Origin of the sequence: Acerihabitans sp., from assembly GCF_036398755.1 — a bacterium.
Classification (GTDB): Bacteria; Pseudomonadota; Gammaproteobacteria; order Enterobacterales; family Enterobacteriaceae; genus Acerihabitans.
In genome coordinates, this window is record NZ_DASWOM010000011.1 from 43,279 (window position 1) to 65,181 (window position 21,903).

22 protein-coding genes and 1 pseudogene are annotated in these 21,903 nt (G+C 54.6%); 11 read left to right on the forward strand and 12 right to left on the reverse strand.

What is annotated here, in order from left to right; all coding sequences use genetic code 11:
* Positions 1-13: 13 nt before the first annotated feature.
* From VGC33_RS01690 to VGC33_RS01715, 6 genes are all read left to right on the forward strand, one after another.
* On the forward strand, positions 14-1,042 hold the full coding sequence (locus tag VGC33_RS01690) for a phosphotransferase (RefSeq protein WP_331118381.1): 1,029 nt from the start codon (positions 14-16) through the stop codon (positions 1,040-1,042).
* Complete coding sequence (gene eno / locus VGC33_RS01695; RefSeq protein WP_331118383.1) at positions 1,039-2,310, forward strand: phosphopyruvate hydratase; 1,272 nt, start codon at positions 1,039-1,041, stop codon at positions 2,308-2,310. Before VGC33_RS01690 ends, eno begins: the two co-directional genes overlap by 4 nt.
* A 135-nt stretch (positions 2,311-2,445) precedes the next feature.
* The gene (tcuC, locus tag VGC33_RS01700; protein ID WP_331118385.1) at positions 2,446-3,756 is read left to right on the forward strand and encodes a tricarballylate/proton symporter TcuC; all 1,311 of its coding nucleotides are present in this window, start codon (positions 2,446-2,448) and stop codon (positions 3,754-3,756) included.
* Positions 3,757-3,825: 69 nt separating this feature from the next.
* On the forward strand, positions 3,826-4,788 hold the full coding sequence (locus tag VGC33_RS01705) for a D-2-hydroxyacid dehydrogenase (protein WP_331118387.1): 963 nt from the start codon (positions 3,826-3,828) through the stop codon (positions 4,786-4,788).
* A gap of 28 nt (positions 4,789-4,816) precedes the next feature.
* On the forward strand, positions 4,817-5,599 hold the full coding sequence (locus tag VGC33_RS01710) for a 2-keto-4-pentenoate hydratase (RefSeq protein ID WP_331118389.1): 783 nt from the start codon (positions 4,817-4,819) through the stop codon (positions 5,597-5,599).
* 36 nt (positions 5,600-5,635) lie between these two features.
* Positions 5,636-6,415 carry an HpcH/HpaI aldolase family protein gene (locus VGC33_RS01715; RefSeq protein WP_331118391.1) on the forward strand — a complete coding sequence of 260 codons (780 nt, stop codon included), beginning with the start codon at positions 5,636-5,638 and terminating at the stop codon, positions 6,413-6,415.
* Between the two features lie 88 nt (positions 6,416-6,503).
* Here VGC33_RS01715 and VGC33_RS01720 read toward each other — a convergent pair whose 3' ends face one another.
* Positions 6,504-7,616, reverse strand: coding sequence for a LacI family DNA-binding transcriptional regulator (locus VGC33_RS01720; RefSeq protein WP_331118393.1), 1,113 nt, complete (start codon positions 7,614-7,616; stop codon positions 6,504-6,506).
* 277 nt (positions 7,617-7,893) lie between these two features.
* Here VGC33_RS01720 and VGC33_RS01725 point away from each other — a divergent pair, with 277 nt between their 5' ends.
* The gene (locus tag VGC33_RS01725) at positions 7,894-8,487 is read left to right on the forward strand and encodes a DUF308 domain-containing protein (protein ID WP_331118395.1); all 594 of its coding nucleotides are present in this window, start codon (positions 7,894-7,896) and stop codon (positions 8,485-8,487) included.
* Positions 8,488-8,619: 132 nt separating this feature from the next.
* Entirely contained in the window at positions 8,620-9,207 is a 588-nt protein-coding gene (locus VGC33_RS01730) for a TetR/AcrR family transcriptional regulator (protein ID WP_331118397.1), read from the forward strand.
* A 21-nt stretch (positions 9,208-9,228) separates the two neighbouring features.
* On the opposite strand, the gene VGC33_RS01735 is transcribed toward VGC33_RS01730, so the two are convergent.
* The 8 genes from VGC33_RS01735 to VGC33_RS01770 all read right to left on the reverse strand — a co-directional run bounded on the left by VGC33_RS01735 (position 9,229) and on the right by VGC33_RS01770 (position 17,759).
* A complete protein-coding gene (locus tag VGC33_RS01735; protein WP_331118399.1) occupies positions 9,229-10,395 on the reverse strand; it encodes an FAD-dependent oxidoreductase in 1,167 nt (388 codons plus the stop codon).
* A gap of 119 nt (positions 10,396-10,514) precedes the next feature.
* On the reverse strand, positions 10,515-11,510 hold the full coding sequence (locus tag VGC33_RS01740) for a DODA-type extradiol aromatic ring-opening family dioxygenase (protein ID WP_331118401.1): 996 nt from the start codon (positions 11,508-11,510) through the stop codon (positions 10,515-10,517).
* Between the two features lie 90 nt (positions 11,511-11,600).
* A complete protein-coding gene (locus VGC33_RS01745; RefSeq protein ID WP_331118404.1) occupies positions 11,601-12,485 on the reverse strand; it encodes a fumarylacetoacetate hydrolase family protein in 885 nt (294 codons plus the stop codon).
* A gap of 26 nt (positions 12,486-12,511) precedes the next feature.
* Positions 12,512-12,928: a RidA family protein gene (locus VGC33_RS01750; protein ID WP_331118406.1), complete on the reverse strand. Its 417-nt coding sequence runs from the start codon at positions 12,926-12,928 to the stop codon at positions 12,512-12,514.
* Between the two features lie 67 nt (positions 12,929-12,995).
* A complete protein-coding gene (locus VGC33_RS01755; RefSeq protein WP_331118408.1) occupies positions 12,996-13,979 on the reverse strand; it encodes an ABC transporter permease in 984 nt (327 codons plus the stop codon).
* Positions 13,980-14,011: 32 nt separating this feature from the next.
* On the reverse strand, positions 14,012-15,589 hold the full coding sequence (locus VGC33_RS01760; protein ID WP_331118410.1) for a sugar ABC transporter ATP-binding protein: 1,578 nt from the start codon (positions 15,587-15,589) through the stop codon (positions 14,012-14,014).
* Positions 15,590-15,604: 15 nt separating this feature from the next.
* A complete protein-coding gene (locus tag VGC33_RS01765) occupies positions 15,605-16,693 on the reverse strand; it encodes a substrate-binding domain-containing protein (RefSeq protein ID WP_331118412.1) in 1,089 nt (362 codons plus the stop codon).
* A 250-nt stretch (positions 16,694-16,943) separates the two neighbouring features.
* The gene (locus VGC33_RS01770) at positions 16,944-17,759 is read right to left on the reverse strand and encodes an alpha/beta fold hydrolase (protein ID WP_331118414.1); all 816 of its coding nucleotides are present in this window, start codon (positions 17,757-17,759) and stop codon (positions 16,944-16,946) included.
* Between the two features lie 200 nt (positions 17,760-17,959).
* On the opposite strand from VGC33_RS01770, the gene VGC33_RS01775 reads away from it, so the two are divergent.
* Entirely contained in the window at positions 17,960-18,670 is a 711-nt protein-coding gene (locus tag VGC33_RS01775; protein ID WP_331118417.1) for a GntR family transcriptional regulator, read from the forward strand.
* Between the two features lie 125 nt (positions 18,671-18,795).
* Here VGC33_RS01775 and VGC33_RS01785 read toward each other — a convergent pair.
* Positions 18,796-19,149, reverse strand: a pseudogene (locus VGC33_RS01785) (winged helix-turn-helix transcriptional regulator); the annotation flags it as partial.
* A 41-nt stretch (positions 19,150-19,190) separates the two neighbouring features.
* On the opposite strand from VGC33_RS01785, the gene VGC33_RS01790 reads away from it, so the two are divergent.
* Positions 19,191-20,006: an SDR family NAD(P)-dependent oxidoreductase gene (locus VGC33_RS01790; protein WP_331118419.1), complete on the forward strand. Its 816-nt coding sequence runs from the start codon at positions 19,191-19,193 to the stop codon at positions 20,004-20,006.
* On the opposite strand, the gene VGC33_RS01795 is transcribed toward VGC33_RS01790, so the two are convergent.
* Complete coding sequence (locus VGC33_RS01795) at positions 19,972-20,544, reverse strand: nuclear transport factor 2 family protein (protein ID WP_331118421.1); 573 nt, start codon at positions 20,542-20,544, stop codon at positions 19,972-19,974. The two genes, VGC33_RS01790 and VGC33_RS01795, sit on opposite strands and share 35 nt — an antisense overlap.
* Positions 20,545-20,670: 126 nt before the next feature.
* On the opposite strand from VGC33_RS01795, the gene VGC33_RS01800 reads away from it, so the two are divergent.
* Positions 20,671-21,570 carry a LysR family transcriptional regulator gene (locus VGC33_RS01800; protein ID WP_331118423.1) on the forward strand — a complete coding sequence of 300 codons (900 nt, stop codon included), beginning with the start codon at positions 20,671-20,673 and terminating at the stop codon, positions 21,568-21,570.
* Between the two features lie 38 nt (positions 21,571-21,608).
* Here the strand turns inward: VGC33_RS01800 and VGC33_RS01805 are convergent.
* On the reverse strand, positions 21,609-21,903 hold a 295-nt coding region (locus tag VGC33_RS01805), incomplete at its 5' end, for a zinc-binding dehydrogenase (protein ID WP_331118425.1).

Below are 21,903 nucleotides of genomic sequence, written 5' to 3' on the forward strand. Positions count from 1 at the left end.
AGAAGGGTGACATATGGGAAATAGTTTTATAGACCTGTCGGCTGAACATCAGGCCATCCAGGAGGTGCTGCAAAATATGGGACTATTGCATGCGGGTAATACCTGGCATGCCACCGCCCTGACCGGCGGCGTATCCTCTAATATTTTAAAAATCACCGTCGGCAATCGGCAATTCTGTCTTAAACAGGCCTTGCCTACGCTTAAAGTCGCCAAAGAATGGCACGCGCCATTGGAGCGGATTTTTGCCGAAATCGACTGGATGAAAACCGTTGCGCGGATTGAACCCCATGTAGTGCCAAAGATATTGGGCGTGGATAACCGGCATCTCTGTTTCGTCATGGAATATTTGCCTGCGGAACACTATCGCAATTGGAAATCCCAGCTATTGAACGGCGAGATTGATGTTGGTTTCGCCGAACGAATGGGGGGCATTCTTAATAACATACATAAACAAACGGCAAAGAATAACGAACTGGCGAGAATGTTTGCCTACGATGAGAACTTTTTCTCGCTGCGGCTGGATCCCTATCTTGGGGAAATCGCGCGCCATTGCCCTGAGCACTCCGCCTCTATTCTATCCATATTGCATCGCACCCAAACCACGAAAATCGCTTTGGTTCATGGTGATGTCAGTCCAAAGAATATTCTGCGCGGACCGCAAGGCCCGGTGATCCTGGATGCGGAATGTGCCTGGTACGGCGATCCCGCTTTTGATTTGGCATTCTGCCTCAATCATTTTTTACTGAAATCCGTTATCGCAAAAAAGAGCATTGATAAACAGCGGCTGCTGGCTTCGTTTCAGGCCCTGAGTGAAAAATATATTGCCGATATAGATTGGGAGCCTGCGGCGGATTTGAATCTGCGCGCGGCAACGCTTTTGCCTTGTCTGCTGCTGGCGCGGGTTGATGGAAAATCACCGGCCGAATATATACAAGGCCGGGATGCGGATCGGGTGCGCCAGGCAAGTTTCACCTTACTTGACCGTGGATATACGCAATTAAAAGATATCCAGGAATTCTGGAAGAAGGAGATAGGTTTATGAGTAAAATAAAAAATATCGTTGCCCGGCGTATATGGGATTCCCGCGGCTGGCCGACCGTTGAAGCCGAAGTTCATTTAGATAACGGCGTTATCGGCCGGGGTTTGGCCCCGGCCGGCGCCTCGCGCGGTATGCATGAAGCCGTTGAACTGCGCGACGGCGGCGCCACGCTCTCGGGCAAGGACGTGCGGCAGGCATTGTTGAATATCAAACATGAAATCGCCCCCGCGCTGATCGGCCTGGACGTCACCGACCAGCGGTTAATCGATAATACCTTGATTGAACTGGATGGCACCGGCAACTTTGCCCGTTTGGGCGCCAATGCCACCGTAGCCTGCTCGATGGCCGCTATATACGCGGCCGCGGGCCACGCGCATGTGCCTTTGTGGAAATATCTTGCCGGCGGCAACCCTGTCGCCATGCCTTTGCCGCAGATTCAAATTTTCGGCGGCGGGGCCCATGCCGGCCGGCGTATCGATATCCAGGATCTGATGGTGATTGCCAACGGCGCAACCTCCTTCCAGGAAGCCCTGGTGATGACCGCCGAGGTCTATCACAGCGCGGGTCGAATCATGGAGCGGCGCGGGCAGTTAAATGGCGTCGCCGATGAGGGCGGCTGGTGGCCCGCGTTTTCAAATAACGAGCAAGCGCTTGATACGCTGGTTAAGGCGATTGAGGGCGCGGGTTACACGCCGGGCCAGGATGTGTCCATCGCGTTGGACATCGCGTCGTCCGAGTTTGGTCAAAACGGACGTTATCGTCTGGCGCTGGAGTCAACCGAATATGACTCGGACGGCATGTGCGAATTATTACTCGGCTGGCTTGACCGCTATCCCATTATTTCCATTGAAGACCCGTTAGCTGAAGATGATGAGGCGGGATTGATTGCCTTTACCAAAGCGGCGGGCGCGCGCGTTCAAATCGTCGGTGATGACTATTTCGTGACCAATGCCGATCGGGTCAAGGCCGCCGTGGCGAAAGGAGCCTGCAACGCCGTGCTGTTAAAACCCAATCAGGCCGGCACCCTTACCCAATTATTCAATGCCTGTGAACAGGCAAAGTCGGCCGGCTTTGGGACGATTATTTCGGCCCGCTCCGGGGAGACGGAGGATAATATCATCGTACATTTAGCCCTGGGCCTGAATGCCGGGCAATTAAAAGTGGGCTCCATAACACGCGCCGAGCGTACCTCGAAATGGAATGAGGCCATTCGCCTGGAAGATTCAAACGATTTGGGTTTTTTAGGGATAAGGGCACTGGGAAATAAATAACTGAAGGTTTACATGATTTATTAGCTGAACAGGCGTTATCTATAGGTTTTATTATCCTATATCCTGCCGTTTTTTGACTGTCTGTTCTGGTTATAGGAATTTTTGCAATTCAATATTTGCAATCAGGAGATTCAAATGACCGAATACGGCAGTGAAACTTTACCCGTGGCTGAAAAAAAGGTGCAGGTAAAACCCATCATTCAGGTGGGGGCGGGCAACGCGCTCGAAATATATGATTTTATGATCTATGGGTATTATGCCCGTTATATATCCCAGGCATATTTTCCTTCAGATAATGAATATACTTCACTTATGCTAACGCTGATGACCTTTGCGCTGGGTTTCTTTGCCCGGCCATTCGGGGCGATTATATTAGGATCCTATACCGATCGGCATGGACGAAGAAAAGGCTTGGTTTTATCGCTGTTTTTAATGTCGCTCGGGATCCTGTGTATTGCCCTCACGCCGACCTATGCCGCCATAGGCGTGGCCGCGCCGATTATTGTACTGTTAGGCCGGCTGCTGCAAGGGTTCTCCGCCGGTGCTGAATTAGGTGGCGTGGTGGTCTATTTAGCCGAAATATCACCGCCCCATCGCCGGGCTTTTTATACCTGCTGGCAGGTGGGTTCGCAGCAGTTTGCCGTCATGACGGCGTCGATTGTAGGCCTGGTCCTGCTTTATGCCATGCCGACCGCGCAACTGCACGACTGGGGCTGGCGTATCCCCTTGCTCATTGGCTGCGCCGTTATTCCGCTGATGTTCTGGTTACGTTCAAATCTCCAGGAAACCGCGGTTTTCGCCAAGAAAAAAAGAACGCCGACGGTAAAGGAAATTTGCTCTAGCCTGACCACCGGATGGCGCACCATAGTGACCTGTATGGGCATGGTGGCCATGGCGACCGTTACCGCGCAAACTGTTACCACCTATGCGCCAACCTATATCAAAAGCCTTAACCTGGGGGAAAACGTGGGTTTTATTACGTTATTCTTCGTTGGTTTGTCTATTTTATTCTGGTTGCCCATCACCGCGTCTATCGCCGATCGCGTCAACCGGCGCACGATGATGATAATAGTGACGCTGCTGGCCGCCGTCACCGCTTATCCTCTTCTATCATGGCTTTCAGCGGAACCCACCATCCTTAAGTTTGTGGTGTTCGAGCTGTGGTTCTCATTTATTTACGCCTGCTATAGCTCGGTACAGGTCGCCGCCATGGTGGAAATGGTGCCGGCGCATGCCCGCACCGCGGGTTATTCCTTTGCGCAGGCGGTAGCCGCCGCCGTCCTGGGCGGGTTGACCCCGGCCATTTACACCTGGCTGAACCATGCTTTCAACAGCAATGCGATGGTCGGGGTCTGGCTTGGTTTCAACGCGCTGCTGAGCCTTATCGCCGTATTGACGCTTGACCATAAACAAACAAAGATAAATCAATTCGTTGAATTGCATTGAATGTGCTCGCCGCGCTAGGGCGCGCGGAGATGGCACGCGTAAGGTTTTAATTCATCCGGTAGGTATTATATGAAAATAGTTATTTTAGATGGCGGCGTGCTCAATCCCGGCGATCTTTCATGGACGCGGCTTGAGCAGTTGGGAGAGATACAGGTTTATGAAAATTCGGCGCCGGAGGAGGTGGTGGAACGCATAGGCCGTGCGGAGATCGCTATCGTCAATAAGGTGTCTTTGGGCCGGAAAGAATTTGAGCGCTGTCCTGAGCTCAGGTTTATCGGCGTTACGGCGACCGGTTATAATAACATCGATCTTGCCGCCGCCGGAAACCAGGGTATCGCCGTGGCCAATGTTCCCACCTACGGCACGGTTACCGTGGCGCAATTTACCACTTCGCTGATGCTCGAACTCTGTAATCACGTGGGTGAACACGCGCTTGACGTCCGCGCCGGCGGCTGGAGCCGAAAAACCGACTTTTGCTATTGGCTGAAACCAATGATCGAGGTCGCCGATAAAAGCGTCGGCATTATCGGCTTCGGCCGCATTGGCCAGGCGTTCGGCATGGTTGCCCAGGCGCTCGGGATGAAGGTCCTGGCCTATGATGAGCATCGCGACCTGTCGCTGGAAAATGAGCGGGTCCGATATGTCGATTTGGACACTCTGTATGCGCAAGCGGATATCATCAGCCTGCACTGTTTATTGACCGGCAAAACGCAGGGCATGATTAACGCCGCCGCCATCGGCAAAATGAAAAAATCGGTGTTGATCCTGAACGCCTCACGGGGCGACCTGGTCAATGAAGCGGATTTGGCCGCGGCGTTAAACAGCGGCCGCGTCGCCGGCGCGGCGGTGGATGTGCTATCGCAGGAGCCGCCGTCGCCGGATAATCCGCTGCTGTCCGCCAGGAACTGCCTGGTTACGCCGCATATTGCCTGGGCTTCGGTCGAGGCGCGCGGGCGGATTCTCGCCATCACCGCCGACAACGTCAAGGCGTTTATCAACGGTCACCCGCAAAATCGGGTTGATACTCTCTAACAGCACATGGGGTATTGAAAACAGCATAATGGAAAATTCAATTACCAACGCGGCGGATGTGATTCGCGCGGCATGGGAAAATGGCAAAGCCGGGCAACCCATCCGCGCTGCTTTCAGTGATGACGATACCGTCAGCGGATATAGGATCCAGGAATACAATGATACCCTTTGGCAGGCGCAAGGGCGCCGGCGGGTCGGCCGCAAGCTGGCGTTGACCAATAAAGCCGTGCAGCGGCAATTCGGCATGTCCCGGCCCTGCCATGGGAATATCTATGCCGACATGGTATTGGTGGAAGGAACCGAAATCACCAGGCGGGCCTCCTCCGAGCAGCGCGTCGAAACTGAAATAGCGGTGGTGCTTAAAAAAGACCTGACGCAGACCACTCATACCATCCTGGATATTATCGACGCCTGCGATTATATATTGCCCGCCTTTGAAATTGTGGATAGCCGCTTTATCGGCTGGAATGTCAGGTCCTGTGATTTTATCGCCGATAATACCTCCGCCTGCCTGGTGGTTTTTGGCACCAAACCGGTCAGGTTGTCTGATTTTGATATGACGCGCAGCCTGATGACCACCAAAAGAGGTGATGAGGTGGTCTCTGTAGGCGCCGCGGCGGCGTGCCTGGGCCATCCCTTGCACGCCCTCAAATGGCTTGCCGATGAACTTGTTCGCGCCGGGAATCCGCTCAGGGCGGGGGAATTCGTCATCACCGGCGCGCTGGGGCCGGCGGTCGCCGCCGCGCCCGGCGATACGTTTACCGCCGAGATCACCGGCCTGGGTTCGGTTACCACGGTTTTTGCTCGATAATCAGCAAAATCTCTCGCCAGAATGGCAGGATAAATCATGACACGACAGCGTGAACTGCAGCAGAATCATTTTAAGCATGCGATTAAACAGGGGCAGGTTCAACTGGGTTTGTGGACGCAGCTGGGCAGCGCTATTGCCGCGGAAATCCTCTCCGGCTGCGGCTACGATTTCATGGGTTTGGACGCGGAGCATGGCCCCAGCGAGTATATGGATATCTATGCCCAACTGCAGGCCTGCGCCGCCGGCGGCCCGACACAGCCGGTGGTCCGGCTGCCCAACCAGGATATCTCGCTGATAAAACGCTATCTCGACGCCGGGGCGAATACGCTGATGGTGCCGCAGGTGGATACCCCGGAACAGGCCGAAACGCTCGTCTCGGCGGTGCGCTATCCGCCCCGGGGCATTCGTGGTTATTGCGGCGCGCCCAGGGCGTCAAACTTCGGCAGGATAAAAAATTACGCCGCCGTCTGCGAACGCGAAATTTGCCTGATCGTGATGCCGGAGACCATCACTGCCCTTGATAACCTTGAAAAAATGGCTGCGATTGACGGCATCGACGGCTTTTTTATCGGCCCGGGGGATTTGGCCGCCAGTCTGGGATATATCGGCCAGCCCATGCATCCGGAGGTCATCAAGACCATTGAAGAGAGCGGCAGACGAATTAAGGCCGCGGGTAAAGCCGCCGGCATTCTGTGTACCGATGAACAGCAAACGCGGCGCTATATTGAAGTGGGTTTTCAGATTATCGCGATCGGATCGGATCAGGGGCTGTTAACCCAAGGCGCTGAAAACCTGTTGGCAAAATTTCGGCAATAAGCAGGGTCAACGAATCAGGTGGTTTTTTGCTCTAATGGCGGTATGTTTGGATGCGTATATTACCTACGCATCCGTTTTTTTATCCAGGTTACCGTTCTGACCGGTTCACGCCGGTTGAATCGCCAAGCGCCAGCCGTGGCGTAAATAGCTGGTTTTCTGTCGAGCGGATAAATTCATCATGGGTTAAAGTCAATTCGCTGTCCATGATGTGGCGAATCATATCCACGCAGGCGTCAGTCACTTCTTTTTCCGGTAGCACGACCGTCGTGAGCTGCATATCCAGCAAACTTCCCCAGGGCACCAGGCCATAGGCCACCACGGAAAGATCCTGCGGAATGCGAACGCGCAGCGCTTTGGCGGCGGTCAACATGCCCATGGCGTAACGCGGGCTGCCCAGCACCAGCGCGCTTGGCGCGTGGTCCACGCTCATGATCCGTTTAAAGGCGGCGGTGCCGAACTCGGCCTGCGGCGGTCCGATATGGATAATATCCTTGAGCGCCGCCTGCTCCGCACTCGAGAAATGCTGTAAAAACCCCTGCAATCGTTCAAAGCCGGTGCTCAGGTCGGTGGATGACCCTATATAGCCAATCCGGGTATGGCCGAGTCTGCGCAAATGCACGGTGGCGAGACTGATGCCATAACGATCGTCAATCGCGATAAGCGGCGCCTGGATGCCGTCATGGCGGCGGAGCAGCTGCACCGCATGGGTACGGGTGATAAGCTCCCGCGTTTCGGGCAGGGGATTTGCCGAGGGCGCAATAATAATGCCATCCACGCTTGCGGCCATCATCCGGCGCAAAACGTGATATTCCGTATCAGGGTGATCTTCGGTAATGGCCAGGATCATTTGCCACGATCGTTTACCCGCCTCGCGGGCGATGGCATTGGTTACGGAAATAAAAAAGTCGTTCTGGATATCGGGAATAATGACCCCAAAAGCGCCGCTTGTCGCATTACGCAATGCCTGCGCGGCGCTGTTGGGAATATAGCCATATTTTTTTGCAGCCTGTAGCACGCTTTCTCGGGTGGATTGACTGATTGCCGGGTGACCGTTTAAGGCACGGGAAACCGTGGAATGAGACAATCCCAAAATAGCAGCCAATTTCTTTATCGTCACCGAGCTACCTTTAATTCGGCCAGGTCCTGGTTTCCCTAACTTATGTATAGTATTAAAATACTTAATAATATTACCATCAGTCACACTGAAACCCTCTGTGCCGACTTTATCATAACCGGTATGCGGCTAACAGCGACATAGGTCCGGAACCCCAACCATAATTCGCGGCAATCTTCCGCTTTTTAGTCAATGTACGCCGCCCGGCCCTCGGGCACACCGCTATCAACACCGCATACCCGGCATTATCGGTGCTTGACAGGTAATCTACCAACTAGTAGGATGACAAGCGTTGTAACCCAAACCGCAATGGCGCGATTGAATCATTGCCAACAACCTAATTTATTGATTAACAGGAAAAAATATGACGGATATTCATTTTAAACAGCCCAGTCCGGCCCAGGGAAACCAGTGGCTTAAACCTTATTATTTCACGCGCGCCATTGTTTCAATCCTATGGGTAGCGGCAGCGTTCACCGTCGGCACCCATATTCCCGCGGTCGCCGCCGGATTGCTGGTTATCTATCCCGCCTGGGACGCCGTGGCCAATTTCGTGGATTCACAACGAAACGGCGGACTGAAGCGAAATCCGACCCAGGCGCTCAACGTGGTCGTCAGCGCACTGACGACGGCGGCCGTGGCGTTCGCGCTCGGGATGGGCATGAACCTGGTGCTGGCCGTTTTCGGCCTGTGGGCGGCGCTGTCCGGCCTGTTCCAACTGGCGACGGGCGTTCGCCGCTGGAAACGGTATGGCGCGCAATGGGCCATGATACTCAGCGGCGCGCAATCGGCGCTGGCGGGCGTCTTTTTTATCAGACAGGCAAGCGGCCCCGGCATGCCGGGCATTACCGACATCGCCCCCTATGCCGCCTTCGGCGCCTTCTATTTTCTCGTCTCGGCCCTGTGGCTTACGGTATCCGACGCGCGACGCCGAAAAGCTGATTTAATCAACGATTAACCCATAGCATTATTATTAAAGCCGCTGGCATAGTCGTTTACTGGACAATAAAGCTACCAACTAGTAGCATGATTAGCTGATTTCAACAGCCAGCCTGGCTTCGCAAACACGTATCGGCATTGGATTTTTACCATGAACACAGAACTGTCGCCTAAAGCCACGGAAATCGTCATGCACGCGAAATTGCTGCTCGCGGCGGGCGGCTACAATAGTTTCAGCTACGCCGATATTTCCGAACGGGTGCATATCAGCAAGGCCAGCATCCATCACCATTTCCCGAGCAAGGCGGAACTGGTCCGGGTCGTGGTCGCGCGCTACCGTGAGGAGGCGCGGGTCGGCATGGCAATGCTCGATAGCCAAGTGTCCGATCCCCTGGCCGAGCTTCATGCCTATACGGATTACTGGTCCACCTGTATCTATGAGGGGACGTCGTCGTTTTGCATTTGCGCCATGCTTGCCGCCGAACTGCTCACCATCCCCGGCCTGGTTGCGGAGGAAGTCCGCGGCCATTTCCAGGATCAGACCATTTGGCTGGGGACGATTCTTCAGAAAGGCGCAGCGCAAGGGCAGTTCCGCCTGTGGGACAGCCCGGTCGTTGAGGCGGGAACCTTTATGGCCACGGTTCACGGCGCGATGCTGGCCGCGCGGGCCTATGGCGATCCCCAGACTTTCCAGGCAATCGTACGGCCCGCCATCAGCAAACTGACCCAGGCGGCATGACCGGCCGCGCCGGGGTCCTGTTCACACGCCCAACCGGTAACTGTGCAGCCATGAGAAATGCCGGCTAAGGCTATTGAGCACAGCGTGTCGTTCCAGGCGCGCGGGTCCCTCGGGAAGGTGCAGGCAATCATTGAGCCTGCGCGAGGATTTCTGAATTCTTTCCCCGCGCGCTTTCCGCTCCAGCTGGTAGCTCGCGAGCTGCGTTTCGATGGAGGAAAGGGAATCATCATTCAAAATATGCGCGAGGGCGACCGCGTCTTCAAACGATGAAATGGCGCCCTGGCCGTGATGCGGCATCATCCCATGCGCGGCATCACCGATCAGCACCACGCGCCCACGATACCAGGACGGCATCGGGCTGACCTGGAACATCCCCCAGCGCTCGGACAGATTAACGTGTTCAAGAAGCTGGCCGACGGCGGGGTGCCAATCCTTGAACTTCCCGGCAATGGCCGCGGCATCGGACGGCACCCGCCAGGCATCCTGTCGCCATGTTTCCGGACCTTCCATGAACACCACTATCGTCTGGTATTCAAAGTCTTTTCCGATGGGGAAATTCAGCACGTGCCGGCCATCGCCCATCCAGTCGGTAAATGAACAGGGTTCGGGAAGCAGATCAAGGTCGGCCGTCCTGGCCATGCCGCGAAACGCACTGTTGCCGGTAAACACGGGCGTGGCCGATTCACAGACTGCCTGGCGGACCACCGATTTGATGCCGTCGGCGCCGACCACCAGATCCGCGGTGTCAAACGAACCATCAGCCCAGTATAGCTTCGCCTCGCCCCCCTCATCCTCCAGCCGGATAAGCTGTTTGCCCAGCCGGATTGTGGTGTTCCCCATCGCCTCAAGCATGGCCGCCTGCAGGTCGGTACGGAATGCGCCATAATAGGGATAACCGTATTCGTTCCTGTACCAGTTATCACGGGCCAGCGGCTGGCAAGCCGCCACGCCGCCGTCTTCATTGCGGAAAAAAGCGGCTTCGGTTTCACAAGAACGTTCAGCCATACGGGCTGCAATGCCCATTTCCTCAAACAGGCGGGTACCGTTCGCCCACAGAGAAATCCCGGCGCCAAGCTCAAGCAGTTCATTAGCCTGCTCATACACAATAACGTCGTGCCTGCTGTTTTTCATGGCGCAGGCAAATGCCAGTCCGCCCATGCCTGCCCCAACTACTGCAATTCGTGCCATCGTATTACCTCCGCGCATAAAAGGCCGCCATGCCATGGCGCCTTTTATTTATCAGCGTTAGGGTGATTAATCAGAGAATCCTTTATTTCCGCCAAGACGTATTCCGGTAATATCAATCACTATTGCGCCGGATACGTTAAATAACTCATGCCAGTAATCCATTCCGGTACGGATTCATAGGCGACATAATCAGGCCGCGCGCCTTTCATCGCCCCCATGAGGGCCACCCAATTAAGCGCCTCGTGCCCGCCATGACCGCCGCGCTCCTCCACTTCGTCAAAGGTCAGCGCGCGCATATAGTCAACATCACCCGCCGCAAAACGCGCCAGCATTTCCCTATCCCATTCTTCATTTACCAAAGGGTGGCTATGGCCGAGAGGCCATTCCATTTTGCTCATCATATCAATTTCATATTGGGCAAAATCCGTATATAGCGTTGGGTCGTTTATCAATGCTTCCTTGCCGACGGTCTGGTAAACTTTCATCCGCTGTAGCAGCTTATCCTCTTCCGGCGCGCCTTCCGTCCATACCGGCGGCCAGTGCGATAGCCCTCCCGTCGCCAGAAAGTGAATACGATAGTCATCAGGCAATGAATCAATGATTTCGCGAACTTTCACGCCCAGATCGTAAGCCCGGGAATAAGGCATAAGCGGCGGGGAGAAGACATTGATATAGACCGGCACCACCGGAATAGTAAACTCAGGATTGATGAATACCAGGGGCATCATCAGGTTATTACCGTATTCAATCGCCCCCATGCGGGTGGCGTCGAATCCGCCATGGATCAGTTTTTCAAGCAGGGTTTGGGCGATGTCGGCATTGCTCGCAATGCTGTGCTGGCGATCAAACTTCAGCGCTTCCATCATGTATTGCGCCGGCCCGATATTCGCCTCGCTGATGGGGATGCCAAGCGTAGGCATCAGGTTTCTGAAATTGTTTTCAAAGTGATCGTCCAAGAAAGCGATAATAAGATTCGGTTTCGTGTCGTCGATACAGCGTTTTAATCGCGCATGGATATCAGCCAGACGTTTGCGCTGTGCAGGCGAGGGCGCATCCGCCCAGCCGAGGGCGCCGGGAACATGGGACATACTGATGGCACTGACAATCTTAGCCATAACATAACCTCTTTATTTGAAAACGTGACAGGCAAAAGTGAACACCGCCGCCGGGACAGTGCCTTGGCCAGGTTGTTTACACTGGCGATATTAAATAATCGTATTGGTTAACTCGCCTATTTCGGCCATCGAGACCGTGACTTTATCGCCTATGGCTAAATACCTCGGCGGGGTAAAACCCAATCCAACGCCCGCAGGCGTACCGGTGGCGATAATATCCCCCGGCAATAGCGTAATATTTTGTCCAATGGTTTTGATTAAGGTCGGGATGTCGAAAATCAGATCCGAAATGGCGGCTTCCTGGCGTGGTTCGCCGTTTACGGTACAACGTATTTTCTGGTTGGCGGGGACGCCAAACTCATCAGCGGTCACCAGCACCGGGCCCATCGGGCAGAATCCGTCGATGCCCTTGCCGAGCAACCATTGACTATGGCGTTTTTGCAGCTGGCGCGAGGTGAGGTCATTGACCAGCGTATAGCCAAAGACATAGGTCATGGGATCGTCGCTGTCCGACACGCGGCCTTTTTTTCCCAGCACCACCGCGAGTTCCGCCTCGTAATCGATGGTATTGCAGGGGTCAAGCGTACTGTCCACCGTAGCGCCCGGGCCACAAACGGAAGTTGACGGCTTGCTGAAGATAATCGGATAAGCGGGAACATTTCCCGCCGCGGCGCTTGAATCAAACCCGCTGTTGCCGAACTCCTGCGCATGAGCGTAGTAATTTTTGCCGACGCAGAAAATATTGCGCCGGATAGCGGGAATAGGCGCCATTAAATGAACGTCCGCCAGGGGCAATCCGCGCGCATCGGAATCGACGCATATTTTTTTCAGCAGATGTTCAACGGCGGCATATTGCTCAATAAGTACATTCATATCATCGGTATTAACGATGTCCGTAATATCAATGACGTTACCCGAATTATGGATGACGCCAATTTTTTTCACGCCCAAGAGCAAATAGGTTACCAGTTTCATATTTCACCTTACGATATTCTACGGTGTTAATCACGCGACCGGGCAACGGCTTCTACTTCAATCAGAAATTCCTCTTTTACCAGCCTGTCTACCACCAGAAGGGTATTCGGCGCATAGTCCGGCGTCGCGAACAGGGTGGGGAACAGCGCTCGGCGGTTTTTCATAAAATTGTCGATGTGCTGAGATGCAACCAGATAGGTATTGAATTTCACCACATCGTTGTAATCACACCCCACCGCCGCCAGCACGTCGGTCAAATTTTTAAACACCTGGGCAAACTGTGCGTCAAAATCGCCTTTGCCGACGACGTTTCCTTCCAGGTCCACGGAAAGTTGACCGGAGATAAAATACAGATCTCCCGCGCTGACTTTTGTCAGGTTGGAATACAGGCCTTGCGCGGGACTGGCGTTGTCCGGATTGATATAGGTCACTTTATCAGACACGGTAATACTCCTCTGGGGTTATCTGAATAAAAAATATTGTATAAAAAACGGTTATTCGTCGGCGAAATCACCGTGGATCCTGCCGGCGAAAACGATCGAGGATCACCGCCAGAATAATGACGATACCCACGGCCAGGGTCTGATAATAGGCGGATACGCCGACCATATTCATCACGTTTGACAGCAGTGTTAATACCACGACACCGGTTATGACCTGGCGAAGATTGCCCGCGCCCCCGGTCAGCGCCACGCCCCCCAGAACAACCGCCGCCAGGGATTGCAGCGTCAGGTTGGCCGCCGCAATGGGCTGGGCGGAGCTGGTCCATGCGGTCAGGATAATGGCGCCCGTTCCCGCGCATAATCCGCTGACCATATACACCAGCACCGTGTTGAATTTTACGTTGATACCCGACTTTGACGCCGCGGACATATTGGATCCCATGGCATAGACATAGCGGCCGAACAGCGTGTATTTAAGCAGTACGCCGACAAGGATGGTCAAGGCAACGGCAATCCATACCATGACCGGCAGTCCCACTACCGTGCCGTAGCCCACCGCTTCAATATAGGCGGCGGGAACATCATAAATCGGCACGCCCCCCGACAAAATCAAGGCAAACGCCTGAGCGACGGACAGCATTCCCAGGGTAATCACCAGGGGAGAGGTATTGAATACCGCAATAAGGATGCCTGACGCCGCGCCGGTCAAGGCGCCGACCAGCAGCATGGCGACCAGGCCCGCGGGTACGCCGAACTGATTCATGATCATGACGCCCGCCACCCCGGCGAGGGACATTACCGATGAAAGAGACAGATCCAGCCCCCCTCTAATCACCGCGACAGCCTGGCCCAGGGAAATAATAAGCAGAGGGGCCAACTGGCAGGCCAGGTTTATTCCATTGCTGACCGTCATAAATCTGGGCTGGACCAAGCCCGCGACCACTGCGGTAAACACAATCAACAGGGGAAGCATCCAGTCCGAAAGCGAAAACCTTTTCGTTTTCACCGTTTTTGCCAAGGGTAAAAGACCCGCTTCTCTGCTTGTATTCATGCTGCAAACTCCTGCCTCGTCTTTACGTCAAGTTAATGTTCCGCGCGGCTTTGGCCCGAGCGGCCTACCACGTCTGCGATAATCGACGCTTTGTCATGCTCGTCGGGGTTACGGTATGTTTTGACGATGCAACCCTGGAACATGGTCCAGACCGTGTCGCACAGCGTCATGGTTTCCGTCAGGTCGCTTGATAACATCAGCACCGACACGCCGGTTGCCGCCAGCGCGCGGATTCGCTGATGTATTTCATGTTTGGCGTCGATATCAACCCCCGCGGTGGGCTCCTCCAGCACCAGAATCTTACCGGCGCCGACCATCGCCCGGGCGAGCAACACCTTTTGCTGGTTGCCGCCGCTCAGGCTGGTGAGCGGGTCATGCTTATCCGAATATTTAACACCGCATTCCTGGAGTAATTGGTCCGCCGCCGATTCCGTACGCCGATGACGGATAAAGCCGACGCGGGAAAATTTTTTTAACTGCGTAATCATCAAGTTTTCAGCGATGGAGAGGGACGGGAAAACCCCATGGCTGGCTCTACCGGCGGGCAACCAGGACACCCCTTTTTTCAATGCGGCAGACAGGCTTGCCGGCCGCCAGGGATAGCCCTCGAATTTGAGGCTCACGGAGGCGGTGGCCGGCAGAGGCTGAAAGCCGACAAGGTTATGCAACAGGGACTCGGCGCCACAGCCGACCACGCCATAGATGCCCACCACTTCACCGCGACCGACGGAAAAAACCCGGGTGCCGCCGCTGCTGACGGGCAGGTTTTCAAAATCGAGCAAGGGCGGGAAGCGCAGATTGCTTTGGTTATCAATGCCATGGCTGCCCGGCGCCTTGCCCGTTAATCGCCCGACGATGAAATCCGCATTCACTGCGCCGGTCACCGCAAAGGTATCAACCACATGGCCATTGCGCATGATGGTGACCTGGTCACTGACGGCAATCACATCATCGATATGATGAGTCACCAGCACCGAGGCCATGCCTGATTCCCGCAGTTTTCCCAAGACCCTGAAGAATCTTTCTTTTTCGACGGCGCCCAGCATGGCAGTGGGTTCGTCAAAAATGATGACCCTGGGCTGGGACATCAAAGACTTGCCGATTTCAATAAGCTGCTGTATGGCCACCGGGAAAGCGCCCACCGCCTGTTCCATATCGATGTCGGCCAGCCCAAGCCGGGCCAACACTTCCCGTACCCGGGTAACTTCCCGGGATTTACGGGTGAGGGCAAAGACGGTTTTGCCCCTCTCCGCGCCCAGCCACAGGTTTGCACGAACAGACAGGCTCGGCGCCAGCGACAGTTCCTGATACACCATCACAATGCCGGCATGCCGTGCTTCACGTGAACTGCCGAAGGATACCCGCCGCTCGCCATACCAGATTTCGCCTGCGTCAGCGCGATATAATCCGCTGATAATCTTACCGATGGTTGACTTACCGGCGCCGTTCTCGCCCAAAACGCAGTGGATCTCGCCTGCCTGGAACTGGATTGAAACATGGTTCAGCGCCTGAGTGGCGCCGAACCGCTTGCACAGTCCACTTATCCTGAGCAACGGAGAACCGGCCGGACCGACGGCGTTGCCTGTTACCTGTTCTGTCTGCATCTTCATGGCCTCACCTCAGGCTTACTGCATTGCGGGAACTTTCCATGCGGCAGGCGCAATTTCATAGGTTTCAAACGGATGTGTCGCCACATTGCTCTTGTCAAGCACCTTGTTCGGCACATTGTAATGCGCATAATTCAGTCCGTCAGTGCCCGCAGGCGCCAGATTAGGCAGGGGTTTTCCTTCCATGGCGCGGATAGCGTACTGAACAATCAGGCGTCCCATGATAATGCCCGGCTCGGAGACCACCGCCAGCATTTTCCCGTCCTCTATCATCGGTACCGCCCGTTTAACCATGGCCGAGCTGACGACGCTGGCCGTTCTGTGCTGTTGACGGATAGCCTGGACCGCGCCCATCCCCAGGGTAATTTGCGGGGTATAGATAAAATTAACCTCAGGGTTGCGCAGCATCAGATCGGACGCCTTGGTCAATCCTTCCTGCAGATCGATGCCGCCGCCAAATCCCGCTTCCACCACTGAAACCGGGGCCGCGCATTTTTTGGCCTCCGCCTTGAAACCTTCATAACGAAGGCGCACCCATTCAGCCCCCGCCGGCCCCGGGATCATGGCGACATTTTTCGGCTGGACCGGGGATTTACATACGGCATCGGCCATAAGTTTGCCAATATAGGTATCATCCTGCAGTACGCCGAAATCGATATTTTTACTGTCAACGGGGATGCCGACGGAGGCGACTTTCATACCGCTTGATTTGAGGGATTTGATGATGGGATCAAAACCGCTAAAGGCCGCCGGGGCTAACACCGCGACGTCCGCACCGATACTTTTCAACGCCTCAAGCTGGGCAAACTGCTCACGCACATTGCCATAAGCGCCCGCCACTGAAACCTGAACCACATCGACGCCGGAACGCTTGGCTTCATCTGCAATGCCGTAAATAATGCCTTTATAGAAATCATCATTCAAATGGACCACGGTCACACCGAGTTTGAAGGGCTTTTCTGCTTTAAGCGCGGGAATAATTCCGACTAATCTGTCTTCCTCCGCTTTTACGCTGGTCGTCATAACGGCAGATAAAGTCACCGATGCCAGAAAACAGCTTAGAAATAAGGGTGACCTGTGTTTTTTACCGTGAGATAGCCAATTCATCTTAAGTTCCTCGTTTTAATGCAGCTAAAGGACAACAAAGATCACCCTTGCCTAAGAGTGCTTTTGTAGTGTAAATACGCGTTATTTTTTTGGTGATAACGTTTTAATTTTGTTTGGTAAATATTTGCCCGCCATGTCGCCCGCGCGCCGCAATACTATGTCTTGACGGGTTTATTCTTTACCGGTCACCCGCGCGATGGGAATCCATTAACATGACGCAGCGCTTGCTCTATTTTTTCCGCTAAATGAATTACTGAAATAATTGCCGCGCCGCCGCCATAAATGCGCGGCTTCTTTCGAATGCAACAGAATGAGAGCATTCATTCAGTATGTGTAAATCAGCATATTTAATCCGTGCCGATAAAAACTCGGAGGTACTTTTTGGAAAAGGGGTGTCATCGCGCCCGTGAAGCATGATTACCGGGCAGGTGATGGCGGACAATACGGCCTCATCCAGGGTGGTTTCGGCTACATAACGCTGAGGGTCGCCGCTGAACATGGTATTAAAATATTCAGCATAGCCGGGTGCGAACACCACCGGCTCCCTTGCGCCGATATAGTTATCATCAATGATCGACTTATCATGAATAAGCGTGCCCAGCGTGGAAATCAGTTCATCGCGATTGGTTGGGCAGCGCCAGATACGCTGGGTGGCGGCCGTTGCGACGAAGGGCGCGCCGATAGCGCCGGTGGTCAGCACGGCGGAAACCCGCTTATCAACAGACGCCAACGAAAGGGCGATCGCCGCTGAAAGCGAATGGCCAATGATGCCGGCATCGGCCGCGCCGATATGATCCAGCATCGCCTTTGCCTGGCGAATCCACATCGGGAAATCGAAATAGGGCTGTTCCGGCTTACGGTCGCTGATGCCAAAACCGATAAGATCCATGGCAAAGACTTCATGGTCATGGGCCAGCGGCTCTAATACGCGGCTCCAGTTGCCCAAACTTGAGGCGCCGGGGCCGGATCCATGAATCAGCAGCAACGGTTTTCCTTTCCCGGCATGGTAATAGCCTACCTGCATGCCCTCAAATTCGATTGATGCCTTGTTCAATGGAACCATCATGCTAACTCCTGGCGTGCTCAACGGGGGTAAAATTGATAATACGCGGCAAAAAACTTTTTTAAAGTAAAATATGGATATTTATATGTATTATAAGTTTTATGTATGAATATCCTTTTAATTTCGCCTATGTTATTATGGGTATTGCTTGACGGGGGTTTCATATAACCTGTTGAAAAATAATAATATACCGGAGAAGGATTATGAAAGTTCTCAAAGAGGGAAGGTCGTTGAATGAGACGATATATTCTCAGGTAAGGGGATTGATTCTTACGGGACAGCTTTTGCCGGGTAATAAACTCAAGATTTCGGCCCTTGCCCAGCGCTTTGATGTCAGCATGAATGTCATCCGCGAGGCCCTGAACCGACTGGCGGGGGAATTACTGGTCGACGTTGCGCCGCAGCAAGGATTCAGCGTGCGCGGACTGAATCCTGACGAGCTTGCCGATTTAACCGAGCAGCGTATTACGTTTGAAAGCATCGCCTTGCGTAAATCCATTGAAACGCGGGATATTGAGTGGCAGGCGCGCCTGATAGCGGCTAATCACCGTCTGGTTCATACTCCCCAGACCTTGCCTGAGACACCCGCCACCTTTAATCCCGAATGGCATACGCGCCATGAGGATTTCAATTTTATCATGATGGAAAACTGCGGCAGTAAATGGCTTTTTTTGATGGTCAAGCAGCTTGCCGAGGCTTTTTCAATTTACCAGCGCGTGCTGCTGCCGGTTACGGTGGAACAGGGCGAGCGCAACAGCGATCACAACGAACTGTTGCAGGCCATCCTTGCTGAAGACGCCGACAGCGCCGTTGCCATTCTGTCCGAACATCTAAACCATACCCGCGATGTGTTGCTGAACGCGCTGGGCGCCGTCGCCTCCGCCGGACATGCCTTCGAAAGCGGTATTCGTTAACGCGACGACCCTCAGTTTTTCAGCGGGGTCGACGGACCATGTGTGACCGTCAGCGCCGCCCCAGCGCCAGGCGCCCGGCTATTCTGGTGCGGTTCATCCTCATTTTTATCAGGATGACGCAGCGAAAACTCTCTTAGGGACATCAGAACCGGCATCAGGCCGCGACCTGCGTCCGTCAGCCGATATTCCACGCGCGGCGGTTTTTGGTCGAAGTCCTGTCTGGCCACTAGCCCATGCTGCTCCAGTTCGCGCAAATGCTGGGTCAGCATTTTCCGGGTAATGGCAGGAATGTCGCGCAATAATTTCGAGCTGCGCATCGAGGGCTCGGCAAACAGGCGAAACAGTATCGCAAGCTTCCATCGCCCGGCAATCATACGCAGCGTGCGCGTGACGTGCGAGACGGAACCGTTCGGGCCAAGACACGCCTCTCGCTCTTCATCACCGACAGGCACTTTAAAGTGCCTGATTGCATCGTTCATGGTTATGCTCTCTAATCAAAATCTCATTATACCAGGGGGGCATGGCGGTGGACTTAAAGCTTGATGGAAGAGTAGCGCTCATTACGGGGAGTAGCAAAGGGATCGGTGAGGCCGTGGCCCGCGGGCTTGCCCGTGAAGGCGCGGTGGTCATCATTCATGGGCGCGACAGGATAAAAACCGAGGAGGTCGCGCACAGCATTATTGCCGGCGGGGGGCGGGCGTTTGCCGTAACGGGCGATCTGACCAGGGAAGACCAGGTTCAGCGTCTGCTTGACCAGGCGCAGCGATTTGTAAGGCCGGTCGAGATCCTGGTCAATAATGCCGGCGGTTCCGGGGAGGGCAGCGACTGGTTTACCACTCGCCCTGACATCTGGAGGGACGCGTATGATAGAAACGTCCTCGCCGCGGTAAGGGTGACCTCCGGCCTGCTGGCGGAGATGGTAAAAGCGCGCTGGGGACGGGTCATCAATATTGCCAGTCTCGCCGGGCTGATGCCGCCGCCCGCAAGGCCGGACTATTCCGCAGCCAAAGCGGCGATGGTGGCCATGACGGCATCGTTGGCGAAAGCGGTGGCGAAAGAGGGGATAACCGCTAACACCGTTTCCCCCGGCACCATTCATAGCGTCAGTCTGGATAAGGCTTTCCGCGCGGCGGCGTCCGGGCAGGGCATCGCAGGGGATGCGCCCTGGGCAGAGATTGAGCCGGCGGTATTGCCGTTGTTCGCGCAAGTGCCGACAGGGCGGGTCGGTACGCTTGAGGAAATATCCGATGCCGTCGCGTTTCTGGCAAGCCCGCGGGCCGGCTATATCACCGGAATGAACCTCAGGCTTGACGGTGGGATGTGGCCCGGGCTTTAGCGCCCGCCGCCTTCAGCGCATCCGAAAGGCCGCGGGCCAACAGCTGACGCGGCGCATCGGTGCCGTCGACGGGAAGGAGGGTTCTGCCGCGTATTTTCCAACGACCCTCCTGGCGTTCAAGCTCCCAGCGATTAACCACAACCCGATGAATGCGGTACCCGGTGGAGTAGCCGTGATTTGCCATCTCGCGCGGTTCGCCCTGTTTATCCAGTTGCAAAAGCTGCAAATAGGAGGTGACAACGGCCGTATCGCCACGTAAGTCGATAAGCGGCAGTCCGGCAAAATGCGCCAGTCCGCCTTTGATCGCTTCCTCATGCTCTGGCCTGAGAATAAATGCCGCGATAGCATTCACGCCTTTTGCGCCATCCAACCCCTCCCCGCGGTTAAAAACGCCATCCTCCGTATAGACGGAAGCGGTATATTCAGCGAGTCCGGTATCGGCGCTGGGCGGATGGGAAGCGATAAGCGCATAAATCGCCAATTTGTCTTCTATTATGCGAAGCCGTTGTTGTGTGGTGTGTCGATTTTCGTTAGCCATATATCATCCCGCGGTGGTTTAACAACCTTGCCTGTAGCGGTGTGACTATAATTTATTAAATTTGATTATATAATCCCTTGTTTTCTGCATGCAGTAATTAGATTTATTTAATAATGGGGGCTGAAAATGATAAGTCGTTCAGATTTTTTGGCGCTGAATACGTTCACCATGGTGGTGGAGACATTGAACTTCAGGGTCGTCGCGGGCAAATCGGGCTTGTCCGCGTCCGCCGTCAGCCAGCAAATCAGCGGGCTTGAGGGGCGCCTGGGGCTGCGGCTGTTTAACCGTACGACGCGTTCCGTGAGTCTTACCGACGAGGGAAGGGCGCTGTATCTTCACATCGCGCCATTACTGGAAAATCTTGCGGATGCCTTTACCCAGGCGCAGTGCCGAAGCCATATCATCAAGGGTAATATCCGCATACATGCTTTTCGCTCGGCTGCTGAAATGTATCTGGATAACAACATAGCCGCTTTTCTTTCTTTATATCCCGATGTGCGTCTTGATATCACCATCCATGATTCTCCCACCGACCTTATCGCGGGAGGTTATGATCTTTCGCTTAGGCTGGGTGAAGTTCTCGATCCCGGATTGGTCGCCGTTCCCATTGGTGAACGCTTGCATCAGATAGTCGTGGCCGCGCCGTCCTATCTTGAGAAGCATGGCGACATCAGGCGGCCGGAAGATTTACTCCAGCATAACTGCATTGGCTGGCGCTGGCCGGGGACGGTAACGCCGGAACCCTGGCAGTTTTTATATAACGGCCAACTAAAAAACATCCCGGTTACCGGGAATGTGGTGGTGGACGATCGCGAGCGACAATATCAAACGGCCATCGCGGGAATAGGCATTGCCCAGGTAACCGCGCAAAGGGTGCGCGCTCATCTCGTTTCCGGCGCGCTTCATCCTATCCTTACTGCCTGGGACGTTGAATTTGACGGATATTATCTTTGCTGGATCTCGGGAAAAACCATGTCGCCGGCGATGAGGGCATTCATTGACTGGCTGCGGCTTACGGTGATTTGATATACAGCAGAATAAGAATGCTGGCACCAATGGATCGCCTAGGGGATGAGCAGTAGTTTCCCGGTAGTGGTCCGGCTTTCCATATCCGCGTGCGCTTTGGCCGCTTCAGCCAAGGGATATTCACCCCCTATCCTGATCTTGAGCCGACCTGTCCGAACCCAGTTGAAGAGTTGAGCTGAATGCGAACGCAGCAGTTCAGGCGTGCGGACATGATGGGAAAAGACGGCGTAGCCGATTTTAATGCTTTTGGGCAGCATCAATATATCCAGCGCGTCGGGTCCGCCGAGCACGGGGCCAAACCAGCAGAAGGTGCCCGAGATCCGAAGCGAGTCC

Excerpts from the sequence above, each read along its gene's own strand:
- VGC33_RS01760 (WP_331118410.1), bottom strand. The coding sequence starts at position 15,589 with ATGAAGATGCAGACAGAACAGGTAACAGGCAACGCCGTCGGTCCGGCC.
- VGC33_RS01715 (WP_331118391.1), top strand. The coding sequence starts at position 5,636 with ATGACACGACAGCGTGAACTGCAGCAGAATCATTTTAAGCATGCGATT.
- eno (WP_331118383.1), top strand. The coding sequence starts at position 1,039 with ATGAGTAAAATAAAAAATATCGTTGCCCGGCGTATATGGGATTCCCGC.
- VGC33_RS01800 (WP_331118423.1), top strand. The coding sequence starts at position 20,671 with ATGATAAGTCGTTCAGATTTTTTGGCGCTGAATACGTTCACCATGGTG.
- VGC33_RS01775 (WP_331118417.1), top strand. The coding sequence starts at position 17,960 with ATGAAAGTTCTCAAAGAGGGAAGGTCGTTGAATGAGACGATATATTCT.
- VGC33_RS01725 (WP_331118395.1), top strand. The coding sequence starts at position 7,894 with ATGACGGATATTCATTTTAAACAGCCCAGTCCGGCCCAGGGAAACCAG.
- tcuC (WP_331118385.1), top strand. The coding sequence starts at position 2,446 with ATGACCGAATACGGCAGTGAAACTTTACCCGTGGCTGAAAAAAAGGTG.
- VGC33_RS01740 (WP_331118401.1), bottom strand. The coding sequence starts at position 11,510 with ATGGCTAAGATTGTCAGTGCCATCAGTATGTCCCATGTTCCCGGCGCC.
- VGC33_RS01735 (WP_331118399.1), bottom strand. The coding sequence starts at position 10,395 with ATGGCACGAATTGCAGTAGTTGGGGCAGGCATGGGCGGACTGGCATTT.
- VGC33_RS01765 (WP_331118412.1), bottom strand. The coding sequence starts at position 16,693 with ATGAATTGGCTATCTCACGGTAAAAAACACAGGTCACCCTTATTTCTA.
- VGC33_RS01770 (WP_331118414.1), bottom strand. The coding sequence starts at position 17,759 with ATGATGGTTCCATTGAACAAGGCATCAATCGAATTTGAGGGCATGCAG.
- VGC33_RS01790 (WP_331118419.1), top strand. The coding sequence starts at position 19,191 with ATGGCGGTGGACTTAAAGCTTGATGGAAGAGTAGCGCTCATTACGGGG.
- VGC33_RS01730 (WP_331118397.1), top strand. The coding sequence starts at position 8,620 with ATGAACACAGAACTGTCGCCTAAAGCCACGGAAATCGTCATGCACGCG.
- VGC33_RS01755 (WP_331118408.1), bottom strand. The coding sequence starts at position 13,979 with ATGAATACAAGCAGAGAAGCGGGTCTTTTACCCTTGGCAAAAACGGTG.
- VGC33_RS01745 (WP_331118404.1), bottom strand. The coding sequence starts at position 12,485 with ATGAAACTGGTAACCTATTTGCTCTTGGGCGTGAAAAAAATTGGCGTC.
- VGC33_RS01705 (WP_331118387.1), top strand. The coding sequence starts at position 3,826 with ATGAAAATAGTTATTTTAGATGGCGGCGTGCTCAATCCCGGCGATCTT.
- VGC33_RS01795 (WP_331118421.1), bottom strand. The coding sequence starts at position 20,544 with ATGGCTAACGAAAATCGACACACCACACAACAACGGCTTCGCATAATA.
- VGC33_RS01710 (WP_331118389.1), top strand. The coding sequence starts at position 4,817 with ATGGAAAATTCAATTACCAACGCGGCGGATGTGATTCGCGCGGCATGG.
- VGC33_RS01690 (WP_331118381.1), top strand. The coding sequence starts at position 14 with ATGGGAAATAGTTTTATAGACCTGTCGGCTGAACATCAGGCCATCCAG.